Source organism: Streptomyces sp. NPDC058964 (genome assembly GCF_042741275.1).
GTDB lineage: Bacteria > Actinomycetota > Actinomycetes > Streptomycetales > Streptomycetaceae > Streptomyces.
The window spans coordinates 1,048-12,374 of record NZ_JBHYKH010000264.1 but is presented as its reverse complement, the minus strand read 5'-3'; the positions used below and the strand labels follow the sequence as shown (position 1 = coordinate 12,374).

General features: G+C 71.2%; 9 protein-coding genes and 2 pseudogenes. 7 read left to right on the top strand and 4 right to left on the bottom strand.

Annotated elements, in window-relative coordinates:
* A partial coding sequence (locus ACFW2E_RS27945) for an ROK family protein (RefSeq protein ID WP_384469833.1) occupies positions 1-566 on the top strand: 566 nt, incomplete at its 5' end.
* A 232-nt stretch (positions 567-798) separates the two neighbouring features.
* Here the strand turns inward: ACFW2E_RS27945 and ACFW2E_RS27940 are convergent.
* Complete coding sequence (locus ACFW2E_RS27940; RefSeq protein ID WP_384469832.1) at positions 799-1,491, bottom strand: DUF4232 domain-containing protein; 693 nt, start codon at positions 1,489-1,491, stop codon at positions 799-801.
* Between the two features lie 799 nt (positions 1,492-2,290).
* Here ACFW2E_RS27940 and ACFW2E_RS27935 point away from each other — a divergent pair.
* The 4 genes from ACFW2E_RS27935 to ACFW2E_RS27920 all read left to right on the top strand — a co-directional run bounded on the left by ACFW2E_RS27935 (position 2,291) and on the right by ACFW2E_RS27920 (position 6,132).
* Complete coding sequence (locus tag ACFW2E_RS27935) at positions 2,291-2,491, top strand: hypothetical protein (protein ID WP_384469831.1); 201 nt, start codon at positions 2,291-2,293, stop codon at positions 2,489-2,491.
* A 75-nt stretch (positions 2,492-2,566) separates the two neighbouring features.
* Positions 2,567-3,166, top strand: a complete 600-nt coding sequence (locus ACFW2E_RS27930; RefSeq protein WP_384469830.1) for an N-acetylmuramoyl-L-alanine amidase — start codon at positions 2,567-2,569, stop codon at positions 3,164-3,166.
* Positions 3,167-3,209: 43 nt separating this feature from the next.
* Entirely contained in the window at positions 3,210-4,514 is a 1,305-nt protein-coding gene (locus ACFW2E_RS27925; RefSeq protein ID WP_384469829.1) for a GAF domain-containing protein, read from the top strand.
* Positions 4,515-4,608: 94 nt separating this feature from the next.
* Positions 4,609-6,132, top strand: coding sequence for an aldehyde dehydrogenase family protein (locus tag ACFW2E_RS27920; RefSeq protein WP_384469828.1), 1,524 nt, complete (start codon positions 4,609-4,611; stop codon positions 6,130-6,132).
* A 468-nt stretch (positions 6,133-6,600) separates the two neighbouring features.
* Here ACFW2E_RS27920 and ACFW2E_RS27915 read toward each other — a convergent pair whose 3' ends face one another.
* The 3 genes and pseudogenes from ACFW2E_RS27915 to ACFW2E_RS27905 all read right to left on the bottom strand — a co-directional run.
* Positions 6,601-7,026 carry a DUF1003 domain-containing protein gene (locus tag ACFW2E_RS27915; protein WP_384469827.1) on the bottom strand — a complete coding sequence of 142 codons (426 nt, stop codon included), beginning with the start codon at positions 7,024-7,026 and terminating at the stop codon, positions 6,601-6,603.
* A gap of 374 nt (positions 7,027-7,400) precedes the next feature.
* Positions 7,401-8,429 carry a type I glyceraldehyde-3-phosphate dehydrogenase gene (gap, locus tag ACFW2E_RS27910; RefSeq protein ID WP_384469826.1) on the bottom strand — a complete coding sequence of 343 codons (1,029 nt, stop codon included), beginning with the start codon at positions 8,427-8,429 and terminating at the stop codon, positions 7,401-7,403.
* 133 nt (positions 8,430-8,562) lie between these two features.
* A pseudogene (locus ACFW2E_RS27905) lies at positions 8,563-9,073 on the bottom strand (LuxR C-terminal-related transcriptional regulator); the annotation flags it as partial.
* Between ACFW2E_RS27905 and ACFW2E_RS27900 the strand changes: the two are divergent.
* A pseudogene (locus tag ACFW2E_RS27900) lies at positions 9,062-9,800 on the top strand (putative PEP-binding protein); the annotation flags it as partial. The pseudogenes ACFW2E_RS27905 and ACFW2E_RS27900 overlap by 12 nt on opposite strands.
* Before the next feature lie 587 nt (positions 9,801-10,387).
* Positions 10,388-10,816 carry a hypothetical protein gene (locus tag ACFW2E_RS27895; RefSeq protein WP_384469825.1) on the top strand — a complete coding sequence of 143 codons (429 nt, stop codon included), beginning with the start codon at positions 10,388-10,390 and terminating at the stop codon, positions 10,814-10,816.
* Positions 10,817-11,327 lie beyond the last annotated feature (511 nt).

Below are 11,327 nucleotides of genomic sequence, written 5' to 3'. Positions count from 1 at the left end.
GGCTCGGCGACGGCACCCCGCGGGACTTCCTGCACGTCTCGGCCGAGATCGGCATCGGTGCCGCCCTCGTCGTCGACGGGCGGCTGCTGCGCGGCACACGCGGCTTCGCCGGTGAGTTGGGCCATGTGCCGGTCCGGCCGGACGGGCCGCCGTGCCCGTGCGGCGGGCGCGGGTGCCTCGAGCAGTACGCCGGCGAGGAGGCGGTCCTGCGCGCGGCCGGCCTGGAACCCGGCGAGGATCTCGTCGGCCTGCTGGCCCGGCGCGCGGAGGACGGCGACGAGGGAGTACGACGGGCCCTGCGGGACGCCGGCACGGCGCTCGGGATCGCCCTGACCGGGGCGGTCAACCTGCTCGACCCCCAGTCCGTGGTGCTGGGCGGCGCGCTGGCCGGGCTGTCGCCCTGGCTCCTGCCGTCGTTGGAGGACGAGTTGGCCGACCGGACGGCCGGGCCCGCCTGTCCCGTGTCGGTGTCCCGGCTGGGCTCCGAGGGTCCGCTGCTGGGCGCCGCGCACTCCGTGGTGCGGGCCGTTCTCGACGATCCGGCGGCGGTGGCGGAGCACGCGTGACCGGGTGACCGCGCCCGGCGGCCGGGCTCGGTGAGTTCGGCCGCGGTTCGACCGAGGGCATCCAAGGTCGCCACGCAGGGTGATAGGTCCGGTTTCGGCCCGGCGGGTTCCCGGCTGCCGGAACGCACCGTCTCCCACTCACCGCACGGCTGCCCACGCTCACCGCGCAGCACGCGGCTCCAGTCCGGGACCGTCGTCCATCTGCGCGAAGGGACGCCCGTGTGACTCCGGCTCAGTCGCCCTTCTTCCACGGTCCGACGGCCATCTTTCCCGTCGTGCCGAGGTCCAGCTCCGGTGTCACCGTCACCGGCGCGGCACCCCGCTTGGCCCACACCCTGACGTAGGGGGCGTTCACCGGCGTGCCGGACAGTACGGTGTTGCGCCAGACCAGACCTGCGTACGCGCGCTCCCCCGGCTGCAGTGCCAGGGGCCGCGGCGGGCCGTCGGCTCCTGTGCTCATGGCGATGGACGAACCGTCGTGCAGGACTCGCGCACCATCCACCGGCCGGTGATCCTCGCCGAGCGGACTCACCCGGGGGTAGCCGTCGACCCGGTACGTATCCGTACCACAGTTCTCCAAATGGAGTGTCACCACGCGGAGGCCCATCGCGGCATCGCCGTCGTCGGCGTACACCCGCACTCCCGAAGGCGGGCAGGGCCCGCCCGGAGCGGGTGCCTCGTCGACGGGGACGCTCCTGACCTTCGCGATCTCCACGCGCGACCGCTCCGGCGTGTCCACCGAGTCGGTGGTGAGATCGACGGTGCTCGTCACCGTCCGGCCGGGGGCGACGGACCGCACCGTCGCGGACCTGAACTCCGGGGCAGCGCCGGGGTCGGACAGGAGTTTGAAGGTGACGGCGTAGGTGAACGGCTCCTTCTCCCGGTTGGTCACCTCGAAGGTGGCGCACTGCCGCGATCCGACCACCGGGTCCGGAACGCTGACACCGCCCGTCTCCTCGTCCGACGGCGCCCGGGCGGCTGCGGGTTTCGAGGAAACCCCGGTGCCGCACGCGGAACCACCGGCCCGCTGAGCGGAGTCGCGAACGGCCCGGTGAGCCGGGCCGGTTACCTGGCCGCAAGCCGTGAGGAGCAGAAGACCGGCTGAGGCAGCGGACAGTGCGAGAGGCGTGACACGCATCCGCCGAGTCGATCAGCAATCGATCACGACAGGCTGTGGCGGAAGCCACTCCTCCGGTCACAGGACCGTCACAGGGGCACAAGGGTACGGAGTTCAGGGGTTCCGGAGCCCTCGGGGCGGGCGTTGACCACTCGAACGAGGGACCGACTTGTCCACAGCTCCGGTGTCATCCACCGATCCGCGCTTGTCGCATCTGCCCAACCCGCAGGCGTCGTACCGTAATTCACGCGGGGCGCAGCGACCGGAGGGCCCCGGACTGACACGGCGTCACCCCGTCCGAAGGGCCGCGACCGCCCGCATCCCCCCTCAGTTCGCCTTCCCTTTCTCCTTACCTTTCTCCTTCTCCTTCACCATCACCTTCCACTTCCTCTGCGCCCTCGCCTTCGACGAACCCGCCTCCCCCGCCCCGGCAGAAAGGAGTACTGCAGCGATGACCGCCCCCGCACCCCGACGGTGCGTCCCGAACCCGGCAGCACCCGGACGTTCGGCGGTGCGCAGCCGTCCGTGCCGCGGATCGAGCCCGGCATGGTCCTGGACCTGTGCACGATGGACCGCCTCGCCGATATCCCGTCCGGACCTGGCGCAGTTGTCGGTACGCGACCAGGGCTTCGTCCGGATGGCCGTCTGCCGGTTCGCAACCCAGCCGGCGCAATCACCGTTGCCCAACGCGTGCGACACCAACCACACGGACGTGGCCGGGCTCCGCAAGGACTGGCTGCCGGAGCGCGAGACTTACCGCGGGCCGCACACCCGGCTGCGTGAGACGGCACAGAGCCTGCGCGGCTGACCACCACGCCCTGCTCCCGGGCACCACCGGACCTCGGTGCCCCGCAGACCCCCCACTCCCGAAAGGCGACCTACCATGGACCGGGCAACACCGCTCCCCAGCAGGCGACGGTTCCTCAAGGGCGCGGCCCTCGCCGTCGTCCCCCACGCACTGCTCCCCGACCCGCGGGCCGGTGCGCAGTCCAAGACCGTCGACTACCCGCTCGCCGAGTGGCAGCCGGCGAGCACCTCCAACTACACGGTGTCCGACCGCCCCGGCAGCTATCACGTCGACCGCGTGGTCATCCACGTCACGCAGGAGACGTACGCCGACACGCTGGCCATCTTCCGGAACCCGAAGAAACAGGTGTCCGCGCACTATGTCGTGCGGTCCGCCGACGGGCACGTGGCGCAGTGCGTGGACGAGTCCGACATCGCCTGGCACGCGGGGAACTGGGACTACAACACCCGCAGCGTCGGCATCGAACACGAGGGGTGGGTGGACCAGCCCGACTACTTCACCGACGCGCTGTACGAGCAGTCGGCGAAGCTGACCGCGGCGGTCTGCGCCAAGTACGGCATCGCCAGGGACCGGGAGCACATCATCGGGCACTACCAGGTACCGGGGACCGATCACACCGATCCAGGACCGGACTGGGACTGGGTCCGCTACATCAGACTGGTCAATTTCTACTAGGCCGAAGTCGAAACAGTTGTCGGCGCGAACACCGCGCGTGACGATGTCCCCAGCCGCATCGCCGTCCGGGGAGGCCCAGTTGTCCGATCCTTGGGTGGCCCTGGAGCCGGGGGCCGACCCTGCCGAGCGCGTACGGGTGCTGCGCCGGGCGCACGAGACATTCACCACGGCCGGCACCGTGCCGTGGCCGGTGCGGTCGGTGGTGGCGGACTCGTGGCGGCGTTCCGCGCGGGCGGGCGTGGAGCCTGAGGTGACCGCGAGTGTGGAGCTCACGGACGGGGACCTCGGCGCCTACCGGGCGGAGCATCCGCTGGCCCGGGTGATGCCGCTGTTCCGGGAACTGATGGGCACGTTCGCGGCCGACGGCGAGCATCTGCTGGCCGTTTGCGACGCGCACGGCAGGCTGCTGTGGGTCGAGGGCCATCCGAGCACCCGGCGCAGGGCCGACCGGATGAACTTCGTCCCGGGCGCGCGCTGGGCGGAGACCTCGGTCGGGACGAACGCACCGGGCACCGCGGTCGCCGTCGGCCGGGCCGTCCAGGTGTTCACGGCGGAGCACTTCATCCGCCGGGTCCAGCCGTGGACGTGCGCGGCCGCGCCGGTGCGCGATCCACGCACCGGCCGGCTGCTCGGTGCCGTGGACATCACCGGCGGCGACGAGCTGGCCCATCCGCACAGCCTGGGGTTCGTCCAGGCGGTGGCGCGTGCCGCCGAGTCTCAGCTCGCGCTGCTCGCCCCGACGCGCCCCGCGGACGAGACCTCGGTGCTGTCGGCGCTGGGCCGCGACGAGGCCGAACTCCTGCTGGACGGCCGCCGGATCCGGCTCAGCCGTCGGCACAGCGAGCTACTGGTGCTGCTCGCCCGTCATCCGGAGGGGCTGACCGGCGACGAGCTGCTGTGCGGCCTCTACGAGGACGAGTCGGTGACGCCGGTGACGCTGCGGGCCGAACTGGCCCGGCTGCGCAGGCTGCTCGGCCCGGGGCTGCTCGCCTCGAGGCCGTACCGGCTGACCGCTCCGGTCGAGTCCGATGTCGCGGTGGTGGAGCGGCGCCTGGAGGCGGGTGCCGTCACCTCGGCCGCGGTGGCGTACTCCGGTCCGCTGCTGCCCGGTTCCCAGGCCCCGGCGGTGGTGCGGCTCCGGCGGCTGCTCGCCGACGGACTGCGCTCGGCGCTGATCGCCCACCGCGATCCCGACCTGCTGGCGGACTGGGCGCACGCGCCCTGGGGCGAGGACGACCTCCAGGTCTGGCGGGCGCTCGCCGTGATTCGGCCGACGGCGACGGTACGGGCGCGCCTGGCGGCCCTGGAGTCCGAGCTGGCGGTGCCCGGCCACCGGACAAGGCGCTGATCGGCCGCGCAACGTGGTTGCAACGTCCGCCTTCCTACGCTCCGGTCGGGAGCTGCCCAACGGCGGGCAGTGCTTCTGAAGGAGGCAGACCAGCATGACCCGTTACGTGGCGCCCGGTACCGAGGGCGCGATCGTCTCCTACCAGGCGCGCTACGACCATTTCATCGGCGGCGAGTACGTGCCGCCGGCCCGCGGGCAATACTTCGAGAACCCGTCCCCGGTGAACGGTCAGCCGTTCACCGAGATCGCGCGCGGCACCGCAGAGGACGTGGAACGGGCCCTGGACGCGGCGCACGCGGCCGCGCCCGCGTGGGGGCGTACGTCGGTGACGGAGCGGTCCGACATCCTCCTCAAGATCGCCGACCGGATGGAGGCCTATCTCGAACCCCTCGCGGTGGCCGAGAGCTGGGAGAACGGCAAGCCGGTGCGCGAGACGCTGGCGGCCGACATCCCGCTCGCCATCGACCACTTCCGGTACTTCGCGGGCGCGATCCGGGCGCAGGAGGGCTCGCTCGGCGAGGTCGACGACGACACGGTGGCGTACCACTTCCACGAGCCGCTCGGTGTCGTGGCGCAGATCATCCCGTGGAACTTCCCGATCCTGATGGCAACCTGGAAGCTCGCCCCCGCTCTCGCCGCGGGCAACGCGGTCGTCATCAATCCGGCCGAGCAGACCCCGGCGTCCATCCACTACTGGATGAGCCTGATCGCGGACCTGCTGCCGCCGGGCGTGGTGAACATCGTCAACGGCTTCGGCGTGGAGGCGGGCAAGCCGCTCGCGTCCAGTCCGCGGGTGGCGAAGGTCGCGTTCACCGGCGAGACCACGACGGGGCGGCTGATCATGCAGTACGCCTCCGAGAACATCAAGCCGGTCACGCTGGAACTCGGCGGCAAGTCGCCCAACATCTTCTTCGACGACGTCTGGGCACAGGACGACGACTTCCGGGACAAGGCGCTGGAGGGCTTCACCATGTTCGCCCTCAACCAGGGCGAGGTCTGCACGTGTCCGTCCCGGGCACTGATCCAGCGCGGGCACTACGCCGAGTTCGTCGAGGCGGCGGTCGCCCGCACCGGGCTGATCCAGCCGGGGCACCCCCTCGACACCGACACCATGATCGGCGCCCAGGCCTCCAACGACCAGCTGGAGAAGATCCTCTCCTACCTGGACATCGGCCGTCAGGAGGGCGCGAAGGTCCTCACGGGCGGCGAACGCGTTGAGTACGACGGGGAGTTGAAGGGCGGTTACTACGTCCAGCCGACCATCTTCGAGGGTGACAACCGCATGCGGATCTTCCAGGAGGAGATCTTCGGCCCGGTCGTCTCGGTGGCCTCCTTCGACGACTTCGACGACGCCATCAAGATCGCCAACGACACACTGTACGGCCTCGGTGCCGGCGTGTGGACCCGCGACATCAACACCGCCTACCGGGCCGGCCGCGCCATCCAGGCGGGCCGCGTCTGGACGAACTGCTACCACGCGTACCCGGCACACGCCGCGTTCGGCGGCTACAAGCAGTCCGGGATCGGCCGGGAGACGCACAAGATGATGCTGGAGCACTACCAGCAGACGAAGAACCTGCTCGTGTCGTACTCGCCGAAGAAGCTGGGCTTCTTCTAGGCGCAGGAAATGGGGCGCCTGACCAGGCCAGATGCCCGGCAGGCGCCCTCCTCGGCGCACATCTAAGCAGCGAGTCGAAACACGCCCTTACTTCCGATATCTCCCACCCGTATCCCGGCTCTGACCAGCAGTTCCGGGGCATTTCCGGGTCAAGGTCCCGCCAAGGCGCTCTCCGCACCGTCGTCGTCCGTTGCCTCCTCCCATCGCCGCATGGAGTCGTCGATCAGGGTGTTGGCGTGGTTCCGCGCATCAGCCAGGAACTTGGCGTAATAGCGGAAGAGGACCTGGATGCTCTGCCCAGCCCGGGGCGCACACTCTGCGGGGTCGACGCCGGAGGCCAACCAGAACGAGATGCCGGCGTGGCGCAGGTCGTAGGGACGCTTCGCCAGGTCAAGGGCGTGCTCGTCAAGCGTAGGAACAGCCTCACGCGCTCGCCCCCGGGTGATGCCGTACGCCGAGGCGTCGATATCAGAGGTCCTGGGGGTCGACCGGGACTCCGTGCGTTGTGCCGTCGATGCCCGCCCTGCTCTTCACGATGATCTCCTGGACATGCTGCTCGACCTCCTGCGGGTCGAGGCCCAGCACCTTTCCTATGTGGACCGACCACACCTCGGAGCGCAGGTTGGTCTCGAAGTCCAGATCCGCCCGTACGTTCTCCCGCGCCGCCTGACGGTTCTGGCTGACCATGACGAACGTCGACAGGAAGATCGCCTCCAAACTGACGATCATGGTGAGCAGCCCGAACGGATACGGATCGAAGACGCCCGCCTTCCCCAGCAGACCCTCGTTCAGCCCGATCCACATCGTGAACCAGACGGCGTGGATGTAGACGAATCCCATCGTCCCCGCGAACGCGGTGATCGCGTCGGCGACCCGGTCCTGCGAGCTGCGCATCCGGGCGAACTGAACCCGCTCGTGGCGAAGGCGGACGACGGGCTGCCCATGAGCGCTCCCGCCCGCACGCGAAGCGTAGCCGAGACCGGCAGATTCCTCCCGGCCGCGTGATCGGGCAGATCCGCGAAGCGGGGACCGGCTGCCCGCCGGGCTCTGGGCGTCAGACATGCACTACTCCATGTTCGAGACCGCCCGGATGGGGGCGAGTGGGACCCGGGAACGGAACACGCGGGCTGTCTCCAGGGGCGGTACGCGCAGACGCGGGGCGGGAGTTGAGCCGGTCCCGGAGCATGCGTACTGGTCGGCGGCCGTGGCCGCCGACCGGGGCGGTCGCTGCAGCGGCGGCCACGCTGCGGCGCCTCAGCCCTCGCCCGTCAGCTCTGCGGGAGGCGGGCGGCGACGTACTGCGTGAGGTCGAGCAGCCGGTTGGTGTAGCCCCACTCGTTGTCGTACCAGCCGAAGACCTTGACCAGGTCGCCGTGCGCCTGGGTCAGCGGGGCATCGAACACGCACGAGGCCGGGTCGCCGACGACGTCACGGGAGACGATCGGGGCGTCGGAGACCCGCAGGACGCCCTTCAGCGGCCCGTCGGCGGCCTCACGGAAGGCGGCGTTGACCTCGTCGACGCTCACCGGCCGGTCCAGGACCACGGTCAGGTCGGTCAGCGACCCGTCCTCCACCGGGACCCGTACGGCGCTGCCGTCCAGGGTGCCCGCCAACTCGGGCAGGACGAGGCCGACGGCGCGGGCGGCGCCGGTGGACGTGGGGATGATGTTGACGGCGGCGCTGCGGCCGCGGCGCAGGTCCTTGTGCGGGCCGTCGAGGACGACCTGGTCGTTGGTGTAGCCGTGGATGGTGGTCATCAAGCCCTTGACCAGGCCGAAGTGCTCGTCGAGGACCTTGACCATGGGGGCCACGCAGTTGGTGGTGCAGGAAGCGTTGGAGACCACGTGGTCGTTCTCGGGGTCGTACGTGTCCTCGTTGACGCCCATCACGATCGTGGCGTCGACGCCCTTGCCGGGCACGGACAGCAGCACCTTGCGGGCGCCGCCCCTCAGATGCGCTCCGGCCGTCTGGCGGGTGCGGAAGCGGCCGGTGGACTCGATGACGACGTCCACGCCGAAGTCCGCCCAGGCCAGGGCGGCCGGGTCGCATTCGGCGGTCACGGCGATGCGGTGCCCGTCGACGGTGATCGAGGCGTCGTCGTGCTCGACGGTGCGGCCGATACGGCCGTACGTGGAGTCGTAGGCCAGCAGGTGGGCCAGCGTCGCCGGTGAGGTGATGTCGTTGATGGCGACGACCTCGACCGGCTTGCCGGCGCCGGTCTCGGCACGCTCCAGCACGCAGCGCAGGTAGTTGCGTCCGATGCGGCCAAAGCCGTTGATGCCCACGCGTACGGTCATGTCCGTCGTCCTCCCGATCGCTTCACGTCTGGTGTGCGCTGCCAGCCTGCGGGCCGGGGAGGGGATCGAGCTTGGGCCGTACGGGGGCGGGCCGGGGGACGTTCGGTCCCGGGTAGCCCACCCCGTCCGGGGCTCAGTGGCCGTCGTGCCTGAGCCGTTCCTGGGCCGGGGTGGCGATCACCGCGGCCTGGATACGGCGCTCCACGCCGAGTTTGGCCAGCGGGGCGAGAGATGTGGTTCTTGACGGTCTTCTCGGCGAGGTAGAGCCGCTGGCCGATCTGGCGATTGGTCAGGCCCTCACCGATCAGGGCGAGGATCTCGCGTTCCCGGTCGGTCAGGCCGGGCAGCGCGTCCGGTTCCTCTTCCTTGTGCTGGTCGTGGCGCAGGCGGGCCATCAGCCTGGTGGTGGCGCTCGGGTCGAGCAGCGACTGGCCGGTGGCGACCGTACGGACGGCGGAGACCAGGTCGGAGCCCTGGATCTGCTTCAGCACGTAGCCGGCGGCGCCCGCCATGATGGAGTCGAGCAGGGCCTCCTCGTCGTCGAAGGTCAGCATCAGGCAGGCCAGGTCGGGCAGGCGCGAGCGCAGTTCCCGGCAGACGGTGATTCCGTCGCCGTCGGGCAGACGGACGTAGCGCGTGGCGACGTGACCGACCGGCACGACGCCGAACTGCTCGACGCCGTGAACCGCATGCACGAGGAGAACCCGATGCCGGGCCTGCGCGGCGTGCGCCTCGGCCTGGTGGTCCCGGGACCGGTCGCCATGCAGGTGCGGGCCATCGCCGAGGCGGTCGTGGAACGCACGCGGGCCGGCGGCTCGCCCCGGGCGGAGATCCTGGTGCCGCTGGTCGGCGCCGTGCAGGAACTGCGCATCGAGCGGGAAGAGGTGGAACGGGTGCTGGGCGAGGTCTCCGAGGAGTCCGGCATCCCCGTCCACTGCCCGGTCGGCACGTTGATCGAGCTGCCCCGGGCCGCGCTCACGGTGGGCCGGATCGCCGAGGAGGCGGAGTTCTTCTCCTTCGGCACCAACGATCTCACCCAGACCACCTGGGGCTTCTCCCGCGACGACGTGGAGGCGGCGTTCTTCTCCGCCTGCCTCGACAAGGGCATCTTCGCCACCTCGCCGTTCGAGACGATCGAGCGCGAGGGCGCGGGCCGGCTGGTCCGGATCGCCGTCGCCGAGGGCCGCGCAGCACGGCCCGAGCCGAAGATCGGCGTGTGCGGCGAGCACGGCGGGGATCCGGACTCCGTCCACTTCTTCCACTCCGCCGGGCTCGACTACGTCTCCCTGCTCGCCGTTCCGCGTCCCTGTCGCACGCCTGGAGGCCGGACGGGCCGCCCTGGAAGGGACAGAGAGCAGCGACAGCCGGTGACACACCCCGCCCGGCACACCCTCACCCAGTGCCGGCGACCAGCCGCCGCGGCCCGCACCGAGAACGCCACCGAGAGGCGCGCGCCGCGCGGCCGGCACCGCCCTGTCCCGTACGGACGAACCGGTCGGTGAGGCCGCCGAACGCTGTTGACCGCTCCTCGCACCCGGTTCTCCAACAGCCGGATCGTCAACACTGTCGGCGTGCCCGGCCCCTCGTGACCGACGTCAGGCATGACCCGTCCGACACCCGGCGCGCCCCGCCCGACGCTGGGCGCGACCCCGGTGCGTCCACGTGCACAACGAGGGCCGGTGCCAGACCTCGTGGACGGGTTCGTCTCCCGGCAGTGCGGTGAGCCCGCGAGTCGCACGGGCACGCCGGACCCACCAGCCGATCGCCGCGTCATGGGCTGCGCCCGGCCACGGCGAATGCGCCCGGGGCAGCCGGATCCGCCGCCCCTCAGGGGACCGGCTGTGATCACGAACGGCCCTCGTGGCCCTGTCGCCGGGCCCGGTCGGCCCTGGGGGCGCGGTCGTTCTCGGCGAAAGACTGGAGCCGGCACACAGCGAGAACAAGAAGGAGTGGTCGGCATGACTGGCAGGGACGCCGCAACTCGCGGCATTGCCGCCGTTGTCCGGGTGCGGGCGGAAGGCGAGATCAGTGAGGAGGTCCTCGTGTACGCCCGTTCCAAGATCGACGCCGTCGTGAACCGGCCGGGGCTGCCGGCGGTCACCGGCGAGGTGAGGATCACCAAGGCGGCCGCCCATCACGCCGAGCACCCGTGGTCGGCCGTGGCGGACCTCCGGGTGGGCGCCTCCCCCGTGCTCGTTCACGCTCAGGAGGCCACCAGCCAGGAGGTCACCGACCGGCTCCAGGACCGGCTGCGCCGTCAGGTGGAGCGCGCGGCCCACGGGAGGAACGCCGCCCACCGGCCGGTCACCCCACGCTGGCGCGGCGGCCAGTCGCCCGAAGCCCCCACCGGCCGCAACGTGCCCACGGACCCGCCGACATCCGGGTGAGCGACTGTTTCCGAACCAGAGTGCTGGGGGCGTGGCGTGCTGCGCGTCGTCGCCGGCCGGGACAGACAGAAGAGACGAGTGATCACGGGGCCACCAGTCGTGGCGCAGCCGCGCAGAACTGGTTTGTGCGTGCTCGCGTCCGCGTCCGCATCCCCATCCCATCCGCGGGGCGCATCGGTCCACCTCGGTGGAACCCCTCGCGCTCAGGGTCTTCCAGTTCGGTGAGGAGCGCCGGTGGGGGCAGTGGGCGGGAACGGGCACGTGGTGGACGAGTCGGGATCTCGACACGGGTGACGTGCCGACACCGTCACTGAGCAGCGCTTCGTCCGCCGGGTGGACAGTACGGTGCACATATGGATCAGTGGCCGTGTCCGAACCTCGGTCCTGGTCATCCAGGGAGTCGGGCAACGGCGCAGAGCGGGGCGGGCCGGACAGGAGGGGGGCGGCCCCGGGGAGGGTGAGCGGGAGTGGGGGTGAGGGGGGGGGCGCCGCCGCGGCGCGGGGGGGGTCC

Bases quoted from the DNA above. Each gene is read 5' to 3' on its own strand.
- ACFW2E_RS27930 (WP_384469830.1), top strand. From the start codon at position 2,567: ATGGACCGGGCAACACCGCTCCCCAGCAGGCGACGGTTCCTCAAGGGC.
- ACFW2E_RS27925 (WP_384469829.1), top strand. From the start codon at position 3,210: ATGTCCCCAGCCGCATCGCCGTCCGGGGAGGCCCAGTTGTCCGATCCT.
- ACFW2E_RS27920 (WP_384469828.1), top strand. From the start codon at position 4,609: ATGACCCGTTACGTGGCGCCCGGTACCGAGGGCGCGATCGTCTCCTAC.
- ACFW2E_RS27915 (WP_384469827.1), bottom strand. From the start codon at position 7,026: ATGCGCAGCTCGCAGGACCGGGTCGCCGACGCGATCACCGCGTTCGCG.
- gap (WP_384469826.1), bottom strand. From the start codon at position 8,429: ATGACCGTACGCGTGGGCATCAACGGCTTTGGCCGCATCGGACGCAAC.
- ACFW2E_RS27895 (WP_384469825.1), top strand. From the start codon at position 10,388: ATGACTGGCAGGGACGCCGCAACTCGCGGCATTGCCGCCGTTGTCCGG.